Source organism: Streptomyces sp. NPDC127100 (assembly GCF_042724095.1).
GTDB lineage: Bacteria > Actinomycetota > Actinomycetes > Streptomycetales > Streptomycetaceae > Streptomyces.
Genome location: NZ_JBHXFL010000052.1, coordinates 1 through 19,548, shown reverse-complemented (window position 1 = coordinate 19,548; position 19,548 = coordinate 1). Strand labels below are relative to the sequence as shown.

The 19,548-nt window shown below is 74.3% G+C and carries 16 protein-coding genes; 6 read left to right on the top strand and 10 right to left on the bottom strand.

Annotated features, from left to right (window positions below; all coding sequences use genetic code 11):
• Window positions 1–8: 8 nt before the first annotated feature.
• The 4 genes from ACFWJB_RS31200 to rsmH all read right to left on the bottom strand — a co-directional run bounded on the left by ACFWJB_RS31200 (window position 9) and on the right by rsmH (window position 5,203).
• Window positions 9–1,529: a UDP-N-acetylmuramoyl-L-alanyl-D-glutamate--2,6-diaminopimelate ligase gene (locus tag ACFWJB_RS31200; protein ID WP_386926401.1), complete on the bottom strand. Its 1,521-nt coding sequence runs from the start codon at window positions 1,527–1,529 to the stop codon at window positions 9–11.
• Window positions 1,530–1,720: 191 nt separating this feature from the next.
• Entirely contained in the window at window positions 1,721–3,688 is a 1,968-nt protein-coding gene (locus ACFWJB_RS31195; RefSeq protein ID WP_386926399.1) for a peptidoglycan D,D-transpeptidase FtsI family protein, read from the bottom strand.
• Window positions 3,685–4,188 (bottom strand): septum formation initiator family protein, encoded by a 504-nt coding sequence (locus tag ACFWJB_RS31190; protein WP_385469405.1) that lies wholly within the window; start codon window positions 4,186–4,188, stop codon window positions 3,685–3,687. The genes ACFWJB_RS31195 and ACFWJB_RS31190 overlap by 4 nt, the downstream gene beginning before the upstream one ends.
• Window positions 4,189–4,246: 58 nt before the next feature.
• Window positions 4,247–5,203, bottom strand: coding sequence for a 16S rRNA (cytosine(1402)-N(4))-methyltransferase RsmH (gene rsmH, locus ACFWJB_RS31185; RefSeq protein WP_385469403.1), 957 nt, complete (start codon window positions 5,201–5,203; stop codon window positions 4,247–4,249).
• A gap of 427 nt (window positions 5,204–5,630) precedes the next feature.
• Between rsmH and ACFWJB_RS31180 the strand changes: the two genes are divergently transcribed.
• The 4 genes from ACFWJB_RS31180 to ACFWJB_RS31165 all read left to right on the top strand — a co-directional run bounded on the left by ACFWJB_RS31180 (window position 5,631) and on the right by ACFWJB_RS31165 (window position 11,273).
• Window positions 5,631–6,179, top strand: a complete 549-nt coding sequence (locus ACFWJB_RS31180; protein ID WP_386926397.1) for a beta-class carbonic anhydrase — start codon at window positions 5,631–5,633, stop codon at window positions 6,177–6,179.
• A 269-nt stretch (window positions 6,180–6,448) separates the two neighbouring features.
• Complete coding sequence (locus ACFWJB_RS31175) at window positions 6,449–7,522, top strand: AAA family ATPase (RefSeq protein WP_386926395.1); 1,074 nt, start codon at window positions 6,449–6,451, stop codon at window positions 7,520–7,522.
• Window positions 7,522–8,886 (top strand): DUF58 domain-containing protein, encoded by a 1,365-nt coding sequence (locus ACFWJB_RS31170; RefSeq protein ID WP_385469401.1) that lies wholly within the window; start codon window positions 7,522–7,524, stop codon window positions 8,884–8,886. The genes ACFWJB_RS31175 and ACFWJB_RS31170 overlap by 1 nt, the downstream gene beginning before the upstream one ends.
• Complete coding sequence (locus ACFWJB_RS31165; RefSeq protein ID WP_386926392.1) at window positions 8,883–11,273, top strand: DUF3488 and DUF4129 domain-containing transglutaminase family protein; 2,391 nt, start codon at window positions 8,883–8,885, stop codon at window positions 11,271–11,273. Before ACFWJB_RS31170 ends, ACFWJB_RS31165 begins: the two co-directional genes overlap by 4 nt.
• Before the next feature lie 280 nt (window positions 11,274–11,553).
• Here ACFWJB_RS31165 and ACFWJB_RS31160 read toward each other — a convergent pair whose 3' ends face one another.
• The 3 genes from ACFWJB_RS31160 to ACFWJB_RS31150 form a co-directional block, all read right to left on the bottom strand.
• Window positions 11,554–11,964, bottom strand: a complete 411-nt coding sequence (locus tag ACFWJB_RS31160) for a DUF3040 domain-containing protein (RefSeq protein ID WP_385472257.1) — start codon at window positions 11,962–11,964, stop codon at window positions 11,554–11,556.
• A 279-nt stretch (window positions 11,965–12,243) separates the two neighbouring features.
• Window positions 12,244–13,071, bottom strand: coding sequence for a class I SAM-dependent methyltransferase (locus ACFWJB_RS31155; protein WP_385472254.1), 828 nt, complete (start codon window positions 13,069–13,071; stop codon window positions 12,244–12,246).
• Between the two features lie 180 nt (window positions 13,072–13,251).
• Window positions 13,252–13,845, bottom strand: a complete 594-nt coding sequence (locus tag ACFWJB_RS31150) for an SAV_6107 family HEPN domain-containing protein (RefSeq protein ID WP_385472251.1) — start codon at window positions 13,843–13,845, stop codon at window positions 13,252–13,254.
• A 194-nt stretch (window positions 13,846–14,039) separates the two neighbouring features.
• Here ACFWJB_RS31150 and ACFWJB_RS31145 point away from each other — a divergent pair, with 194 nt between their 5' ends.
• Window positions 14,040–14,669 (top strand): TetR/AcrR family transcriptional regulator, encoded by a 630-nt coding sequence (locus tag ACFWJB_RS31145; RefSeq protein ID WP_385472249.1) that lies wholly within the window; start codon window positions 14,040–14,042, stop codon window positions 14,667–14,669.
• 466 nt (window positions 14,670–15,135) lie between these two features.
• The gene (locus ACFWJB_RS31140; protein ID WP_386926389.1) at window positions 15,136–16,629 is read left to right on the top strand and encodes a phytoene desaturase family protein; all 1,494 of its coding nucleotides are present in this window, start codon (window positions 15,136–15,138) and stop codon (window positions 16,627–16,629) included.
• Between the two features lie 38 nt (window positions 16,630–16,667).
• Here ACFWJB_RS31140 and ACFWJB_RS31135 read toward each other — a convergent pair whose 3' ends face one another.
• From ACFWJB_RS31135 to thiE, 3 genes are all read right to left on the bottom strand, one after another.
• Window positions 16,668–17,624, bottom strand: a complete 957-nt coding sequence (locus tag ACFWJB_RS31135; RefSeq protein WP_386926387.1) for a hypothetical protein — start codon at window positions 17,622–17,624, stop codon at window positions 16,668–16,670.
• Between the two features lie 56 nt (window positions 17,625–17,680).
• Window positions 17,681–18,604 carry a methylenetetrahydrofolate reductase [NAD(P)H] gene (gene metF, locus ACFWJB_RS31130; protein ID WP_385472241.1) on the bottom strand — a complete coding sequence of 308 codons (924 nt, stop codon included), beginning with the start codon at window positions 18,602–18,604 and terminating at the stop codon, window positions 17,681–17,683.
• Between the two features lie 136 nt (window positions 18,605–18,740).
• Entirely contained in the window at window positions 18,741–19,397 is a 657-nt protein-coding gene (gene thiE / locus ACFWJB_RS31125; protein WP_386926384.1) for a thiamine phosphate synthase, read from the bottom strand.
• Window positions 19,398–19,548 lie beyond the last annotated feature (151 nt).

Below are 19,548 nucleotides of genomic sequence, written 5' to 3'. Positions count from 1 at the left end.
CTGGATTTTCATCCCTGGGTCTTCCGGATGGCTTCGCGGAGCACCTGGCGGTCGTCGAAGGGGCGGACCACTCCGGCGATGTCCTGGCCCTGCTCGTGCCCCTTGCCGGCCACCAGCACGGTGTCGCCGGGCCGGGCCCGGGCGACCGCGGCGGCGATCGCGGCGGCCCGGTCCTCGAAGACCTGGACCTCGCCGCGCTCGTGCGCGGGCACGGACGCCGCGCCCTGGAGCATGGTGGCGAGGATGGCCAGCGGGTCCTCGGAGCGGGGGTTGTCGGAGGTCAGAACGGCCGTGTCGGCGAACCGGGCCACGGCGGCGCCCATCGGCTCCCGCTTGGTGGTGTCCCGGTCGCCGCCGCAGCCGAGCACGGCGTGCAGACTGCCCTCGGTCACCTTGCGCAGGGCCCGCAGCACGGACTCGACCGCGTCGGTCTTGTGGGCGTAGTCGACCACCGCGAGATAGGGCTGGCCCTCGTCCACGCGCTCCAGCCGGCCCGGCACGCCCGGCACGGCGGCGACGCCGTCGGCCGCGGTCTGCGGGTCGAGGCCGGCCGCGGCCAGGGCGGCGATCGCGGCGAGGGTGTTGGCCACGTTGAAGGGGCCGGCCAGCGGCGACCTGGCGCGGATCCGCTCGCCCTTGGGGCCGACCACGGTGAACGTCGAGTCCAGCGGCCCGACCGTGACTTCCTCGGCGCGCCAGTCGGCGTCGGGGTGGCCCTCGGCGCTGTAGGTGACAACGGGGACCGTGGCCTCCTTGGCGAGCCGGCGGCCGTACTCGTCGTCGGTGTTGACGACGCCGAGCCTGCTGCGCTCCGGCGTGAACAGCTGCGCCTTGGCCTGGAAGTAGTCCTCCATGCCGGAGTGGAACTCCATGTGCTCCGGGCTGAGGTTGGTGAACACCGCCACGTCGAAGACGCAGGCGTCGACCCGGCCGAGCACGAGGGCGTGGCTGGAGACCTCCATGGCGACCGCCTCGGTGCCCCGCTCGCGCATCACCGCGAAAAGGGCCTGGAGGTCGGTGGCCTCGGGCGTGGTGCGCTCGGACTTGATGCGCTCGTCGCCGATGCGCATCTCGACCGTGCCGATGAGGCCGGTGGTCCGCGCGGTGCGCAGGCCGCCCTCGACGAGGTAGGCGGTGGTGGTCTTGCCGGAGGTGCCGGTGATGCCGATCTGGAGGAGGTCGCGGCCGGGGTGGCCGTAGATCGTGGCCGCCAGTTCGCCCATCTGCGCGCGCGGGTCGTCGACGACGAGCGCCGGCAGCCCGGTGGCGGCGACGCGCTCCGCGCCGGCCGGGTCGGTCAGCACGGCGGCGGCGCCGAGACCGGCGGCCTGGGTGACGAAGTCGGCGCCGTGGGCGCGGGCTCCGGGGAGGGCGGCGTACAGGTCACCGGGGCGGACGGCGCGGGAGTCGTGGGTGATGCCCGTGACCCCGGCGGTGCTGTCCGGCGCGGTGACACCCAGCTGATCGGCGAGTTCCGCGAGGGATGTGGCGGAGACCTGCACCGGCCGGGGCGGTCCCGGATATGTCACGGGGTGGCCCTTCTGGGTGGATTGGGACTGATCGGCGTGTGGCACGGCGGTGAGCGTACCGGGCGTACCCGCTTCCGGGCGAAGCGAGGGGCCGGGGCTGCTCTGGTTCCCGGGATCCGGGGTGATCGTTGTCACGGATGGTTCCTGGTGGCTCGGTGCTGGCTTGCTCGGTGCGGGGATCTCTCGGCCGGTCAGGGCTTGAAGGCGACCGGCAGGTTGGCGGGTGCGGCCCCGGTCGGCGGGACCTGGAGGGTCTTGAGGGCGAACTCCATGACCTGCTTGTAGATGGGGCCGCAGATCTGGCCGCCGAAGTAGCTGCCCGCGGTGGCGTTCTGGATGGCGCAGTAGACGGTGACGCGCGGCTTGTCGGCGGGGGCGAACCCGGCGAACGACGAGGTGTAGCCGTGATACTTGCCGGTGGCCGGATCCACGCGGTTGGCGGTGCCCGTCTTGCCCGCCACGCGGTAGCCGGGGATGCGCGCCTTGGTGCCGGTGCCCTCCTCGTCGTCGACGACGGACTCCAGCATGCGCGCGAGGGTCCTGGCGGTCTTCTCGCTGATCACACGGGTCTTCTTGGGCTCGGGGGCCGGGGTGAAGCTTCCGTCCTCCTCCTGGGTGCCGCGGACGAGCGTGGGTTCGACGCGGACGCCGCCGTTGGCGATCGTCGAGTACACGGAGGCCGCCTGGAGCGCGTTCACGGAGACGCCCTGGCCGAAAGGAATCGTGTACTGCTGCGAGGTCGACCACTGGTCGGGCGGCGCGAGGATGCCCTTGGTCTCGCCTGGGAAGCCGAGTCCGCTGTAGCCGCCGAGGCCGAACTTGCGCAGGTAGGAGTGGAGGACCTTGTTGGCCTCCTGCTGCGTCCTGCCCAGCTCGCCGGTGGCCATGATCGTGCCGATGTTGCTGGACTTGGCGAGCACGCCGTTGAGCGTGAGGTACCAGGTCGGGTGGTCGATGTCGTCCTTGAAGAGCCGGTCGCCGCGCTTGAGGCGGTTGGGGACGGTGAGGTGGGTCGCCGGCGTGGCGACGTTCTCCTCCAGCACGGCCGCCATCGACAGCACCTTGGCGGTGGAGCCGGGCTCGAAGGCGTCCTGGAGGGCCGCGTTGCCGAGCGCGGCGGGGTCGGCGTGGGTCAGGTCGCCCGGGTCGAAGCCGGGCGAGTTGGCCATGGCGAGGATCTCGCCGGTGCCGGTGTCCTGGACGATGACGTAGCCGCCGTCCGCCTGGGACTTCTCCACCTGTTCGCCGAGGGCGTGCTGCGCGGCCCACTGGATGTCGCGGTCGATGGTGAGCTCGACGTCGCTGCCGGGCACGGCGCGCGTCTCGGAGCCGCCGGCGGTGGGCACCTGGCGTCCGCCGGACTGCACGTACCGGATCTCGCCGTCCTGGCCCGCCAGCGTCTCGTTCAGCTGCCGTTCGAGGCCGCCGCCGCCCTTGCCGTCGGCGCCGACCCAGCCCAGGATGCCGGCGGCGAGGTCGCCGCCCGGGTACACGCGCTTGCTGCTGGGGTCGGCGAGGACGCCCGCGAGGACGTTGACGGCGGACCTGTCGGTCTCGGCCTTCTTGGCGAGCGCGGCCTTCAGGTCCTTGATCTGGTTCCACACCTGCGGGGTCTGCCGCTGGGCGAGGCGGACGTACCGCAGCTTCTTGTTCGCCGGGCGGAGCCGGTCGACCAGTTCCTGCTGGTCCGTACCGAGGATCGGGGCGAGGAGCGCCGCCGCCTGCTCGGGGCCGTCGCCGACCTTCAGCGTCTCGCGGGTGAAGAGCGTGGGGTCGGCCGTGATGTCGTAGGCGTCCACGGTGGCCGCGAGGGCCACGCCGTTGCGGTCGGTGATGCCGCCGCGGTCGGCGGCCAGGGTGTGGACGACGTAGCGGTTCTGCTCGGCCTTGGCGGTGTAGGTGCCGGCGTCGACGGCCTGTACCTGGAGCAGCCGTACGACGAAGGCGGTCAGGACGAGGGTCAGCGCGAGACCGATCAGACGCAGCCGGGGCCGGGGGCTGCCCAGCCGGATGGTGCGGGGGGCGCCCGGACGGGGCGGTCCGGGCCGGCGGGCCGGACGGGCGCCGGGGCCGGGCTGCCGCCGGGCACCGGGTCGGACGGGCCTCGCGGGTCCGGGCACACGGCGGCGCGGCGGTTCCCTGTCGGACACTTCCGTCACCTGCCGGGGGTCGGGGTCGGGATGGCTGGGGCCGCCGAGTCGGGGACGGAGGCCGGGCCGGTACCGGCGGAGACCGGGGCGGACCGGCGGCTCAGCGCCTCCGGGGCGAGGACGAGCGGGACCGCGGCGGCCGTCGCCGGGCCGGGCGAGCCCTTGACGGTGCCGTCGGGGGCGAGGAAGGCGGGATCGCCGCCGGGCACCATGCCGAGTTCGCGGGCGCGGTACTGGAGTGCCTGCGGAGCCGAGTAGGCGTCGATGTCCCGTTGCAGCGCCTGTTCCTCGTCGGTGAGGCTCTTCGTCTCCTGCTCGAGGTCGTCCAGCTGGAACGAGCCCTCGCTCAGGGCGGAGTTCAGGACGAGGAGTCCGATGAGGCCGCCGCCCAGCAGGAGGACGACGAGGAGCACGAAGGGCGCCCGGGCGGCCCGGGCGCGTCCGCCGCCGGGCGGAAGCAGCCGGGCGAGCCGGGCGGCCCTCCCCTTCAGCTGAGGCCTGCCGCTCACTCGCCCTCCCCTCGGCCCGGGTGGCACACCCGCACCCGCCTGGTCCGCCTCACTCGTTTCACCCGACGGACTCCCTGATCCGCTCCGCTCCGCGCAGCCGTGCCGGTGCCGCCCGGCGGTTCTCGGCGATCTCGTCCTCGGTGGGAAGTTCGGCACCGCGCGTGAGCAGCTTGAGCCGGGGCGCGTAGCGTTCCGGGACCACCGGCAGCCCGGGCGGCGCGGTGTTGGCTGCGCCGGCCGCGAACACCTGCTTGACCAGCCGGTCCTCGAGGGAGTGGTACGACAGCACGGCGATCCGCCCGCCGACGGCGAGCGCCTCGACGGCGGCCGGGATCGCCCGTTCCAGGACGGACAGTTCGCCGTTGACCTCGATGCGCAGGGCCTGGAAGGTGCGCTTGGCCGGGTTGCCGCCGGTGCGCTTGGCCGCCTGCGGCAGCGCGGCGCGGATCAGCTCCACCAGCCGGGCGCTGTTGGCGAACGGCTCCTTCTCCCGTTCCCGCACGATCGCGGAGACGATCCGCTTGGCCTGCTTCTCCTCGCCGTAGGCCCGCAGGATGCGGACCAGTTCGCCCGGCGGGTAGGTGTTGAGGACCTCGGCGGCGCTCATGCCGGTCGTCTGGTCCATACGCATGTCGAGCGGGGCGTCCTGGGCGTAGGCGAAGCCCCGGTCGGCCTCGTCGAGCTGCATGGACGAGACGCCGAGGTCGAACAGCACGCCCTGGACGCGCGGGACGCCGAGCCGGTCGAGGACGTCGGGCAGCTCGTCGTAGACGGCGTGCACCAGGGTGGCGCGCTCCCCGTAGGGGGCGAGCCGCTCGCCGGACAGGCGCAGGGCCTCCTTGTCCCGGTCGAGGGCGACCAGACGGGCCTCGGGGAAGCGGTCGAGCAGCGCCTGGCTGTGCCCGCCGAGCCCGAGCGTGCAGTCCACCACCACGGCCCCCGGCTCCTGGAGGGCGGGTGCCAGCAGGTCCAGGCACCGCTGGAGCATCACCGGGACGTGTCGACTCTGGCTCAAGTGGGACGGCCTCTCGGGTCCGGCGCGGCGTCACGCACCGCCGGGTCCCCTCCCGCTCGCGTCCGAAGGGGAGGCCTGCCGGCGCCGGAAGCGTCAGCCGGCCAGGAGCGGGAGGAGGCCGAGCCGTACGTACGCGCCGCGCACGTGGGGAGATCTGGCGGGACATCGGCCAGGTCTCCGGGGTGTTCAGTCCAGCGGGGAGAGCCTCGCCTCCCGCTTCGCGTCACTTTAGTCCACCCTGTGGCCCGGTCAATCAACCGGCCTGCGCGTCGCGGACGCCGGCGCCCGTGAACGGGCGCGCCGGGGCTTCTCACCCGTACAGGTGCATTCTCACGCCCTGTGGATTGGCTCACAACAAGCCGTGATGGCGTTCTTTGTCCCTCTTCACGGCGGGCCCCGGGCATCAGTGACCAGTAACGTCATGGTTATGACGACTTCCGCATCGGTCCCCGCAGGTTCAGAATCCGCCATAGCCGGCGACGGCACCGTCACCGACCGGCTCGTCGAGGCGAACGCGCGCTATGCCTCCGCGTTCACCGACCCCGGGATGGACGCCCGCCCGGTCCAGCGTGTCGCGGTCGTGGCCTGCATGGACGCACGGCTCGACCTGCACGCCGCGCTCGGCCTCAGCCTCGGCGACTGCCACACCATCCGCAACGCGGGCGGCGTCGTCACCGACGACGTGATCCGCTCCCTCACCATCAGCCAGCGGGCGCTGGGCACCCGCAGTGTGGTCCTCATCCACCACACCGGCTGCGGCATGGAGACCATCACCGAGGAGTTCCGGCACGACCTGGAGCTCGAGGTCGGCCAGCGGCCCGTGTGGGCGGTGGAGTCCTTCCGGGACGTCGAGCAGGACGTGCGCCAGTCGATCGAGCGGGTGCGCACCTCCCCGTTCCTGCTGCACACCGACGACGTACGCGGTTTCGTCTTCGACGTGAGGACGGGCCGGCTGAGCGAGGTCAAGCCCGCCTGACCACCGCCGTCCCGTCCGCCCCGGGCCGGCGGCCCCCGCCGGGCAAGACCCGCGAAGGACGCAAGACCCGACATATCGCGGTCAGTTGTCCACAGGCGAGTGACACGAATCGGTAACGGCGGCAAGAATGCGGGGAAGTGGTGTCGCGCGGAACTGTTTCCGCGCGGCATCCGTGATTCGGGGTGGGCCGGCCGGCCGTACGTGGGCCGGTCCGGAATGCTGGTACCCCGCGCTCCCCGGGAGCGCGGGGCAAGGCCGAGGAGGGCCGGGTGACGACCTATGACGACCAGGCGAGCCATGGGGGCGCCCCCGTCCGGGCGTATGCGCGGGTGGGGGACGATCTGACCGCTGTGGTCGAGCGGGTGCGCGGTTCGGTGGAAGCCGTGATCGAGGGCAAGCCCGAGGTCGTGCGGCTCACGCTGACCGTGCTGCTCGCCGAGGGGCACCTGCTGATCGAGGACGTCCCGGGAGTCGGCAAGACGATGCTGGCCAAGGCGCTGGCGCGGTCGATCGACTGCTCCGTGCGGCGGATCCAGTTCACGCCCGACCTGCTGCCCTCGGACATCACCGGGGTGTCCATCTGGGACCAGCAGCGCCGTGACTTCGAGTTCAAGCCGGGCGCGATCTTCGCTCAGGTGGTGATCGGCGACGAGATCAACCGCGCCTCGCCGAAGACGCAGTCCGCGCTGCTGGAGTCGATGGAGGAGCGCCAGGTCACCATCGACGGCCACACCTACGAGCTGCCCAGCCCCTTCATGGTGGTGGCGACGCAGAACCCGGTCGAGATGGAGGGCACCTACCCGCTGCCGGAGGCCCAGCGCGACCGCTTCATGGCCCGTGTCTCCATCGGTTACCCCAGCCCGGACGCCGAGCTGCAGATGCTGGACGTGCACGGCGGGGTGAACCCGCTGGACGACCTGCAGCCGGTGGCCCACGCGGACGAGATCCTCAAGCTGATCGAGGCGGTCCGGGGCGTCCACGTCGCGGACCCGGTCCGGCGGTACGCGGTGGACCTGGTCGCCGCCACCCGGACCCACCCCGACCTCAGACTCGGCGCCTCGCCGCGCGCGACGCTGCACCTGCTGCGCGCGGCGAAGGCGTCCGCCGCCCTGAGCGGCCGGGACTACGCGCTGCCCGACGACGTGCAGGCCCTCGCCGTCGCCGTCCTGGCGCACCGCCTGCTGCCCACGGCGCAGGCCCAGCTCAACCGCCGCACCGCCGAGCAGGTCGTCCACGAGATCCTGCAGCGCACCCCGGTGCCCTCGGCGACCCCGCAGCAGACCGGCTACGGCTTGGGCCGTGGCGAGCCGGCGTACGGCCAGCAGCCGCCACGGAGGCTGTGATGGACGCCGGGGGGACGGGCGGGGCGGAGGGCGATCGCGGGGGGACCGGCGGTGTCCGCACCGCGCTGGCGGGCCTGACCACCCGCGGACGCTCCTTCCTGGCCGCCGGCATCGCCGCCGCGATCTGCGCCTTCGTCCTCGGACAGAGCGACCTGCTGCGGGTCGGGCTGCTGCTGGGCGTGCTGCCGCTGGTGTGCGCGACGGTGCTGTACCGCACGCGCCACCGGGTCGCGGGCAGCCGCCGCCTCTCCCCCGGCCGGGTGCCCGCGGGCAGCGAGGCGCGGGTCCACCTGCGCATCGACAACGTCTCGCGGCTGCCCACCGGTCTGCTGATGCTCCAGGACCGGGTGCCCTACGTGCTCGGGCCGCGCCCCCGCTTCGTGCTCGACCGGGTGGAGCCGGGGGGCCGCCGGGAGGTGTCCTACCGGGTCCGCTCCGACCTGCGCGGCCGTTATCCGCTGGGGCCGCTCCAGCTGCGCCTGACCGACCCCTTCGGCATGTGCGAACTGACCCGGTCCTTCTCCACGTACGACGACCTGACCGTGGTCCCGCGGGTGGAGCCGCTGCCGCCGGTGCGCCTCGGCGGCGAGGCGACCGGGTACGGCGACGGGCGGCAGCGCTCGCTGGCGCTGGCGGGCGAGGACGACGTGATCCCGCGGGGCTACCGCTACGGCGACGACCTGCGCCGCGTGCACTGGCGCTCCACCGCGCGCTACGGGGAGCTGATGGTGCGCCGCGAGGAGCAGCCGCAGCGCGCCCGGTGCACGGTGCTGCTGGACACCCGGGGCGCGGCCTTCGAGGGCGCGGGCCCCGACTCGGCCTTCGAGTGGGCCGTGTCGGGCGCGGCCTCGGTGCTGATGCACGTGCTGGAGCGGGGGTACTCCGTGCGGCTGCTGACCGACACCGGTGACTCGGTGCCCGGGGAGGGTGCCGACGGGTTCGCGGGCGTGAGCCAGGGGACGGCCGACTCGGCCGGGCTGATGATGGACACCCTCGCCGTGATCGAGCACTCCGACGGCACGGGCCTGTCCCGGGCCTACGACGTGCTGCGCGGCGGGAACGAGGGGCTGCTGGTGGCGTTCTTCGGTGATCTGGACGAGGAGCAGGCCACCGTGGCCGCCAGGATGCGGCAGCGCAGCGGCGGTGCGGTCGCCTTCGTGCTGGACAGCGACACATGGCGGCGGGAACCGTCCGACGTGCCCGGCGCGTCGGACGGGAGCGGGGAACGGCTGCGGATGCTGCGCGAGGCGGGCTGGAGCGCCGTGGGCGTGCCGCGGGGCGCCGGCCTGGAGGAGTTGTGGCGGCTGGCGGACCGGGAGCGCACGGGGCTCGCGGCGGCGAACGGTGGGGAGAACGCGGGATGAGTGGGCGGGCGCGGCTGGCGCTGTGGGCGTGGGGGGCCACGCTGATGGCGGCGTGCGCGCTGCTGCCCCTGGTCGACCCGGCCTTCTGGATCCTGGAGGCGGCGATCCTGCTGGCGGTGCAGTCGGGGGTGGGCGCGGTGGCCCGCCGGGTGCCGCTGGCCCGGCCGCTGACCGTCGCCGCGCAGGCCGTCGCCGGGCTGATGCTGCTGACCCTGGACTTCGCCCGTGGACAGGCCCTCGCCGGGCTGATCCCCGGCCCGGAGGCCTTCCGGCACTTCGCGGAGCTGCTGCGGGAGGGCGGCGACGACATCGCGCGGTACGCGATCCCGGCGCCGCTCGAGTCCGACGGCATCCGTCTGATGCTGGTCGGCGGGGTGCTGGTGATCGGCCTGCTGGTGGACACCCTCGCGGTGACCTTCCGCAGCGCGGCCCCGGCCGGGCTGCCGCTGCTCGCCCTGTACTCGGTGGCCGCGGGACTGTCCGACGGCGGCGCCGACTGGCTGTGGTTCCTGGTCGCGGCGGCCGGCTATCTGATGCTGCTGCTGACGGAGGGCCGCGAGCGGCTCTCGCAGTGGGGCCGGGTCTTCGGCGGACCGCCGCGCCACCCGGGTGGGGACCGCGGCGCCGCCGTCGCCCCGGTGCGCACGGGGCGCCGCATCGGCGCGCTGGCGCTCGGCGTCGCCCTGGCGGTGCCGCTCGCGCTGCCCGCGATGGACGGCGGGCTGCTGGACGGCACCGGGGCCGGCATCGGCTCCGGCACCGGGGGCGGCGGCACGATCTCCGCGGTGAACCCGCTGGTCTCGCTGCGCGACAGCCTCAATGTCGACGAGGACCGCCAGGTCCTCACCGTCAAGACCGATTCGAGCGACGTCTCCGGCCTGTACCTGCGGATCGTGTCCCTGGACGATTTCGACGGCAGTACGTGGAAGCCCTCCAAGCGGAACATCACCGCCGTGCCGGGGGGCACGTTCCCCGCTCCGGCCGGTCTCGGGCCCGACGTCGAGCGCGTGCAGACCCAGACCACGATCTCGGCCGCGGACTGGTACGCCCAGGACTGGCTGCCGATGCCGTACCCGCCGAGCGGTGTCCGGATCGGCGGAAACTGGCGCTACGAGCCGGTCGGGATGACGCTGGTCGGCGACCACGGCCAGAACACGCGCGGGCTGACGTACGAGGTGCGCAGCCTGGAGGTGCGGCCCACGGCGGAGCAGCTCGCCGCCGCACCGCCGCCGCCGGCGGCCCTGAGGCGGGAGTACACCGAGCTGCCGGACTCGCTGCCGCCGGTGGTGGCGCGGACGGCGCGCGAGGTGACCGAGGGGGCGTCGAACGCCTACGAGCAGGCGGTCGCGCTCCAGGAGTACTTCGCCATCACCGGCGGGTTCCAGTACGACACCCAGGTGCAGGTGGGCAGCGGTTCGCAGGCGATCGCCCGCTTCCTGAAGGACAAGCAGGGCTTCTGCGTGCACTTCTCCTTCGCCATGGCGGCGATGGCCCGGTCCCTGGACATACCGGCCCGGGTGGCGGTCGGATTCGCGCCGGGCTCGCCGCAGGGGGACGGTTCGGTGGCGGTGGGTCTGCGGGACGCGCACGCCTGGCCCGAGCTGTACTTCGAGGGCGTGGGCTGGACCCGGTTCGAACCCACCCCGACCCGGGGCTCGGTGCCGTCCTACACGGTGGAGAACACGCCGGGCAACGCCGTCCCCGACCCCGCGCTGCCCTCGCGGAACGCGACGTCGGAGCCGTCGGCGGCGCCCTCGGCGAGCGAGAGCTGCTCGGCCCAGCAGCGCAAGCTGGAGGCCTGCCCGAGCGAGTCGGCGGCCGCGACGCCGGTCACGGGCGGCGGCGGACCGAAGTGGTACGTCGTCCTGGCCTGGTCGCTGGGCGGACTCGCGGTACTGGTGCTTCCGCTGGCGCCGATGCTGTGGCGGATGCGGATCCGGTCGGTCCGGCTGGGGGCGCACGGGCGTGCCGAGGCGGACACGGCCCCGCACGTCCTCGCGGTCTGGGAGGAGCTGGCCGACACGGCGTGGGACTTCGGGATCCCGCCGGACGAATCGCAGACACCGCGCGGGGCGGCGGCCCGGCTGGTCCGGCTCGGGCAGCTCGACCCGGACGCGGCGGCCGCGGTGCACCGGGTGGCGGATGCCGTGGAGCAGGTGCTCTACGCGCCCCGGCCGCGTCCGGCCGTGGGTCTCACCCAGGACGTGCACCGCGTGAGCGCCGGCCTGCGGGCCACGGTCAGCCGCCGGACGGCACTGCGCGCACGGTTCGCCCCGCGTTCCACCGTCCGGGTGGTCTGGGTCCTGTCGGCCCGGTGGGCGGCCTTCAAACGGCGGGTCTCGGCGGCCCGGCCGACGCTGCGGAAGCCATCGGGGCAGCGGGGCTGAGTCCCGCGCGCACGCGGAGGCACCGGGTCCGGCCGTTCACGGGGCGGGCCGGTGCCGGTGCCTTTGGCGCGATGACGGGCGGGGCCCGGTGCCGGCGGCGTGAACACAGGACGGGCCCGGTGCCCGTAGCGCGACCGCGGGGTCCGGCCCGGTGCCGCATTGGGATCGGGCTCGTTGCCGGTGACGCGACGCGTGAGGGCGCACCGGCATGCGTGAGGGGGTGACCACCGGGTCGGTGGTCACCCCCTCACGCGACTGTCCTGGTGAGCGGTGGCCGCGGCTACTGGCCGCCCTGCTGCTCGTCCCTGCGCCGCTGCCAGCGCTCCTCGATGCGATCCATCATGGAGCGTCTTTGCCGCGCCTGACGGTGTGCCTGTGGTCCGGCGCCCACGGCGCCTGCGGTGGGCTGCTCGCCCGGCTTCGGGGCCTTGCGCCAGCCGGTCACGGCGAGGACCGCACAGCCCAGCATGACGAGGAACCCCACCACGCTGAGCCAGACCTGCTTGGCGACCATACCGGCCATGAGGAGCGCAATTCCCACGAGGAAGCCCGCGACCGCCTGGTAGACCCGCCGCCGGGTGTACGTACGCAGCCCGCTTCCCTCGAGCGCCGACGCGAACTTGGGATCTTCGGCGTACAGCGCTCGCTCCATCTGCTCGAGCATGCGCTGCTCGTGCTCCGAGAGCGGCACGGAGTCCTCCTCATCGTGCAGTCGCCGGGGCGACCCGGGGGGTCCCTTCAGGATAGGCAGGGAATCGCCCCCGTGAAACCCGCCCCTCTACGCCAATTGGCCAACCGGACTCCGTCATGGCCGCGCCGGCTCGCTGAAGTTCACTTTCCCCAGCGGCCGACCCGTCATGCCGGGCGGTCTCCCTCGATCATACGGCGCCATGCCTCCGTTCGGGGGGCCTGTGGCGTACTCCATCTGCAGTCGCGGCCCTGATCAGCGGCCTGCCTCGGGAGGCGGCGCTCAGGCCTGCCCGGTTCCCCGCGTCTCACCGAGCACGTGGAGTTGCGTGGCCACGGAGTGGAAGGCGGCGAGCTCGGCCGCCGCGGCCTCGAGCTCGAGCAGCGCGTCCAGGGCGCCGGGCTCGGTGTCCACCAGCGCTCCGGGGACCAGGTCGGCGAAGACCCGCACGCCGTGCACGGCGCCGACCCGCAGCCCCGCGCCCTCCACCAGGCCGGTGAGCTGCTCCGCGGTGAACCGGCGGGGCATCGGGTCCCCCGTGCCCCAGCGGCCGTCCGGGTCGTCGAGCGCCTGCCGGGCCTCCGTGAAGTGGCCGGCGAGGGCCCGGGCGAGCACGGCGCCGCCGAGGCCGGCCGCGAGCAGGCTGAGGACGCCCTCGGGGCGCAGGGCGGCCACCGCGTTGCGCACGCCCTCCGCGGGGTCGTCCACGTACTCCAGGACGCCGTGGCACAGCACCACGTCGTGAGCCCCGCGCTCGACCACGTCGAAGAGGCCGCGGACATCGCCCTGGACGCCCCGCACGCGGTCGGCGACGTCGGCCTCGGCGGCCCGGCGCTCCAGGGCGAAGAGCGCGTTGGGGCTGGGGTCGACGACGGTGACGCGGTGGCCGAGGCGGGCCAGGGGCACCGCGAAGTTGCCGCTGCCGCCGCCGGTGTCCAGGACGTCCAGCGACTGGCGGCCCGTGGCCTTGACCCGGCGGTCGACGGCGTCCTCGAGGACCTCCCGGACCACGGCGGTGCGCAGGGCGGCGCGGGACCGGGAGGGGTCGGAGCGCAGCGATGCCGCCAGGGGGCGGTGGGGGGAGGCGGGCGGGCGCATCGGGTCCGACACGGCAGTTGTCTCCTCGGCGCGGCACCGCCTCTGGCAGGGGCGGAGCGAACGGGCTGCCTCCCCGGCCCGGGTGCGGGAAGGGGCAGGCTTCAGGCGTCTCCCACCCTATTGCCTCCGGTGCGCCGGCCGGTCACGCCGGGTGCCCGCCGCCGCTGCCCGGGACCCGGCGGACCGGCGCGGTCACCCCGCGTCGGGCAGCTCCCGGCCCGCGCCGCCCGCGTCCGGCCGGTCCGTGCCGGGACGGCCCGGGTCCGGGGTCTCCGTGTCGGCGCGGGGCTGGGGCAGGACCGGCTGGAGGACGAGCATCCGTTCCACGAGGCGCAGGAACATCGACACGTCGCGTATCAGGTCGTCGGCGTCCCGGCTGCCCGCCGCCCCCCGGATGCCCGCCTCCGCCCGGGCACGGCGCCCGGCGCCCGAGGCGAACAGGGCGCTCCAGTCGGCGAGTTCGGGCGCGATCTCGGGGAGCACCTCCCAGGCGCTCCGGATGCGGGCCCGGGCCCGCGGGGTGCTCTCCGGCCGGCCGCGTGCCGCGAGCACGGCGGCGGCGGTGCGCAGGGCGGCGAGGTGGGCCGTCGCGTACCGCTCGTTCGGCGTTTCGAGGACGGTGGCCTCCTCCAGCCCGGCGCGGGCCTGGGCGAGCAGGTCCAGGGCGGCGGGCGGGGCGGAGCTCCGGCGGAGCACGGGGTGCACGTCGCTCGCCGGGCCGTTCAGTGAGGGGGCAGGGCCGGCTGCGCGGGGCCGCCGGGCGGCGGCTGCGGACGAGTGGGCCATGACGATCCTCCTGTCGTCTCCGTGACGGCACGTCCTGGCAGGAGGTGCCGTATGTGCCCATCGTGCGGTATGCCACTGACAATCCGTCCCGACCTGGACTTTTGATGCGATCGTGCGTTCGAGACCTGGTCGTCCGGTGAGCCGCCGGGCCCTGCGGTGACCACCCCGGACGGGGTGCTGTGAGAATCGGGACCATGGACAGCAGCAGCACCGCCTCGCCGGGCAGCAGCCGGCGCGAGGCCACCCGGCAGAAGCTCTACGAGGCGGCGGTCACCCTCATCGCCGAGCAGGGCTTCTCCGCGACCACCGTGGACGAGATCGCCGAGCGCGCCGGCGTCGCGAAGGGCACGGTCTACTACAACTTCGCCAGCAAGTCCGTCCTCTTCGAGGAGCTGCTGCGGCACGGAGTCGGACTCCTGACGGCCTCGCTGCGGGAGGCGGCGGAGCGGACGGAGCGGGAGGGCCGGGGCCGGGTCGACGCCCTGGACGCGATGGTCCGCGCGGGGCTCGTCTTCATCGACCGCTACCCCGCCTTCACCCAGCTCTACGTGGCCGAGCTGTGGCGGACCAACCGGGCCTGGCAGTCCACGCTGCTGGTGGTCCGGCAGCAGGCCGTCGCGGTGGTGGAGGGCGTGCTGCGCGACGGGGTGGCGAGCGGTGAGTTCAGCGAGGAGATCGACGTGCCGCTGACCGCCGCCGCGCTGGTCGGCATGGTCCTGGTGGCGGCGCTGGACTGGAAGTCGTTCCAGCCGGAGCGGTCCCTCGACGACGTGCACGCGGCCCTGTCCCGGCTGCTCCAGGGCCGGGTGAGCGGCCGCCGCTGAGGGCGGTCGGTCCGGACACGGAGAAACGCCGGTCCGTCGCCGGCCGCGTCCCCCGCGGGCCGCCGTCGGACCGGCGCCTTCCCGTACTCCCCCGTACGTTCCCCCGTGGACTTCCGTAGTGGTCGTCCCCCGGGCTCCCCCCGTGCCTCGCTCCCGCCGGCCGCGGCCGGCGGAAGGAGCGGATCGCGGGCCCGGCTCCGTTCCGGCGCCCCGTGTCGCCGGTGCCGGAGCCGTGCCCCTCTCCGTGCCTCCACTCTCTCGTCACCGCAGGTCGGAGCCCATCCGCGCGGGTACTCATCTCCTCGGCTAGGTACGGGTACTCAGTCCTGCGCACGCGTGCCCACCGGGCTGTGGCGCCGGCCGGTCACCCGCGCGTCCGTCGGGGTACTCGGCTCGGGCGGCCGCCCCCGTGCCCCGCACGGCCCCTCGGGCGGGACGGCCGGCGGCGGCGGATAAAGTCCCTGGCATGGCACGGATTGCGGTGATCGGCGCCGGGATGGGCGCGATGGCGGCCGCCGCCCGGCTGGCCGTCGCGGGCCACCGGGTGGCGGTGTACGAACGGACCGGGACGTACGGCGGGGCGGTGCGCCGCTTCGAGCGGGACGGCTTCTCCTTCGACACCGGTCCCGGTCTGCTGCCCCTGCCCGCGGTCTGGCGCGACCTGTTCGTCAAGACCGGCAAGGAGCCGCTGGAGTCCCGCGTCGAGCTGGTCCAGGTCGACCCGTCGTCACGCCACGTGTTCGCGGACGGCACGGCGGCCTCGCTGCCGAACGCCTCCCGGGCGGGCGTGGTCACCGCCCTCGACGAGGCGCTCGGCCGGCCCGCCGGGCAGCGCTGGGGCGATCTCCTGGTGCGGGCCCGGGACGCCTGGGAACGCACGCGCCGGCCGCTCCTCGAGGAGCCCCTGTGGCCCGACTGGCGGGTGCTGGCCGAACGCGAGCCCTATCCGGCCGTCCCCCACAAGCGGCTGCTGCGCACCCGGCGGGCCGGCACCCTCGCCGAGGTCGCCGCCTGGGAGCTGCGGGACACCCGCCTCGCCGCCCTGCTGGAGAGCCACGCGCTCGCGTACGGCCTGGATCCGCGGGCCGTCCCGGCGAACGCTGCCGTACTGCCGTACATGGAGCACGCCTTCGGCATGTGGTACGTCCGCGGCGGCCTGCGGGAGCTGGCGCGGGCGGTGTACGAACGCTGCCTGGACCGGCGGGTCGAGTTCCGCTTCGACACCGAGGTCACGGGGATCGCCGGCAGGGACGGCCGGGTGGTGGGCGTGGAGCTGGCCGACGGTGGGACGGACGAGGCGGAGATCGTGGTCGCCGGTGTGGCGCCCGGCGTGCTGGACCGCCTCGCCGGGGACACCGCGGTGCGCGGTGAGGGCGAGGTCCCGCCGCAGCGCGGGACGGCGACGAGCCGGGTCACGGTGCTGCTGGCACTGCGGGGCGGCCGTCCCGAGGGCACGGCGCACCGGACGGTGGTGCACGCGGAGGACCGTGCGGAGGAGCTGGACTCCCTGTTCGGTGCCGCGCCCGGTGCTCCCGCACGGCCGACCGTCACGGTCCTGCGGCCGGACGACCCGGGGCTGGTCCCCGGCCCGGACCACGAGGCGCTCACCCTCACCTCGACGGTGCCCGTGGGCGCCGGCACCGAGGGCCTCGCCGAGCGTCTCGTCGCCGTGGCCGAGCGGGCCGTGCCGGGCCTGCGGGAGCGCGTCCTGTGGCAGGAGGTGCGTTCCCCGGCCGACATCGCGGCGGAGACCGGAGCGGCGGGCGGCGCGATCCCGGCCCCGGCACTGGCGGCGGCCGGCGGACGGCTGCTGCACCCCGCCAACGGCACACGCCTGGCGGGGCTGTTCACGGCGGGCGGCTGGTCGCATCCCGGCGGTGGGCTCCCGCACGCGGGCATGTCGGGCGCGCTGGTCGCCGGACTCGTCGTGGAGGGACCGGACTTCCGGGGCTCGCAGTGACCCGGTGAGCGGCGGGGCCGTCACCGGGCCGGGAGCCGTCAGAAGCGGTACTGCTCGTCGTACCCCTGACTCGGGCCCTGCGCCTGGCCGTTGCCCTGGTACGGGTACGTCTGCTCCGGCGGGAGTTCGCCGCCGTACGGGTCCTCGGCGCTGCGCTGCTGCGGCACCCACACCCCGCCGGCCGGCGTCTCGCCGCCGTAGCCGCCGGGTGCTCCGGCGGGGTACTGGCCCTGCCCGTAGCCCTGCTGGTCGTACTGCGCCTGCGTCCCGCCGGTGGTGTCGTAGCCGCCGGTGTCGTACGCCCCGCCGCCGTAGGTGTGGGTGCCGATGTACGGGTCGGAGTAGGCGGCGTACTGCTGCTGCTGACCGGTGTCGTAGCCGTAGCCCTGCTGGCCGTAGCCGGAGTAGTCGTAGGCGTAGGACTGGTCGGGGCTCTGCGCGGCGGCCGGCGTCTGCCGGTCCTGGCCGTAGCCGGAGTCGTCGCCGTACACGCCGTACGAGCCGGTGTCGTCCGGCATGGGCTGCGGCGCGTAGACGGCGGTGGTCTCGGCGGGGCGGGCCGGGGTGAAGACGTCGTCGCGGTCGTAGTCGTCGTGGCCGTAGGAGGCGCCGTCGTGGCCCTGTGCGGGTTCCTCGTGGGCGCCGGGGGCGGCGTCGTCGGCCTCCAGGCCGGAGACCTCCAACGTCGGTTCCCGACGCGTCCGTTCGGGACGGCGGCGCTTGCTGCCCACCAGGCCCGCCGGGGCGTTGACCGCCCATCCGGCCTCGAAGCCGCGGCGGAACGACAGCGTGACGTAGGTCTGGCCGACGGCGAACGCGGCGGCACCCAGTCCGATGACGAGCACGTTGGACATCAGCACGCCGGCCACGACGCCGGCGAACCCGCCGAAGGCGAGCAGCCGCCAGCGCAACCGCGCCTTGTACTGCAGCAGCACCTCACCGAGCAGCCACAGCGCGACGATGCCGAACGCGATGTAGAGGACCGTCCAGCCCATGTACGCCCCTCTCCCAGTGGCCGTTACGCAGTGTGTCGCAAGTACGTGCGGCCGGTCTAGGCCCGCGGGGGGTGGTGCAGGCCCAGGTTCTCGTAGATTTCCAGCGTCGCCGTGGAGTTGTTCAGCGTGATGAAGTGCAGTCCGGGCACACCCTCGGCCAGCAGCCGCGCGCAGAACTCCGTGGCGAAGTCGATGCCAATGGAGCGTACAGCGGCCGGATCGTCCTGTGCCGCGAGGATCCGCTCTTTCAGCTCCGCCGGGAACGAGGCGTTGCTGAGTTTCGGCAACCTCTCCAGCATCTTCACACTGGTCACCGGCATGACCTCGGGGATGACCGGGGTCTCGCAGCCGGCCGCGGCGACCCGGTCGCGCAGGCGCAGGTACGACTCGGGCTGGAAGAACATCTGCGTGATCGCGTAGTCGGCGCCGGCCCGGCACTTGTCGACGAAGTGCGTGACGTCGGTGTCCCAGTCCGCGGAGCGCGGATGCATCTCCGGGAAGGCCGCCACACCGACGCAGAAGTCGCCGGACTCCTTGATCAGCCTGACCAGTTCGGCAGCGTAGGTCAGTCCCTCGGGGTGCGGGACCCAGTCGGCCGTCGGGTCGCCGGGCGGATCGCCGCGCACGGCCAGCATGTTGCGGATCCCCGCGTCGGCGTACTGGCCGATGATGTTGCGCAGCTCGGCGACGGAGTGGTTGACCGCGGTCAGGTGGGCGACCGGGGTCAGGGTCGTGTCGGCGACGATCTGCTCGGTCTCCTTGACCGTGCCCGCGCGGGTGGAACCGCCCGCGCCGTAGGTCACGGAGACGAAGTCGGGGGCGACCGCCTCCACCCTCCTGAGCGCGCTCCACAGGTTCCTCTCACCCTTGGGCGTCTTCGGCGCGGAGAACTCGAACGAGTACGTCGTCTTGCCGGCGGCGAGGATGTCCCGCACGGTGCGTGCGCGATCAGTCCTGGTGGATGCGGTTCCGAGGGCCATATGGGCAGGTTAGCCAGGGACCGGCGACCCCCCAACCGGATGGGGGACATTTGCCCTTTTTGTCGACTTGTTGTCCATCCCTTGGACACATGCCCCCGGCAACCGCGCCGGACGCGCTCCCGGCACCCGACCCGGCCTACGCCTGCCGCAGGCGCTTCGCGAACTCGGCCGCCGCCGCGCCGGGGTCGTCCGCCGCGGTGATGGCGCGGACGACGACGACCCGGCGGGCGCCCGCGTCCAGCACCTCGTCGAGGTTGCCGAGGTCGATGCCGCCGATGGCGAACCAGGGGCGGTCGGTGCCCAGGGAGGCGGTGTGGTGGACCAGACCGAGGCCGGGCGCGTGGCGGCCGGGCTTGGTGGGGGTCGGCCAGCACGGACCGGTGCAGAAGTAGTCCACGCCCTCCTGGACGGCGGCCGCGGCCGCCTCGGACTCGGCGTGCGTGGAGCGGCCGACGAGGACGTCGTCGCCGAGGATCGCCCGGGCGGCGGGCACCGGGAGGTCGCCCTGGCCGAGGTGCAGCACGTCGGCGCGGGCGGCGTGGGCGACGTCCGCCCGGTCGTTGACCGCGAGGAGCTTGCCGTGCCGGGCGCAGGCGTCGGCGAAGACCCGCAGGTGCTCCAGCTCCTCGGCGGCCTCCATGCCCTTGTCTCGCAGCTGCACGACGTCGACGCCGCCGGCCAGCACCGCGTCCAGGAACTCGGGCAGGTCGCCCTGGCTCCTGCGGGCGTCCGTGCACAGGTACAGCCGGGCGTCGGCGAGCCGGGCGCGGGCGGTGACGGCGGTCTCGGGCATACGTGTGTCCCCCCAGGTCGGTGGCGTACGGGCGCGGCGGGCGGCGTGGCAGGGCGCCGCGCGGGTCGCGGCCGTGGGGGGGGGGGGGGCCGGGGGGCCCCCCCCCCGGGGCGGGGGAGGCGAGGGCCGGGGCCCCGGGGGCGGCGGGGAC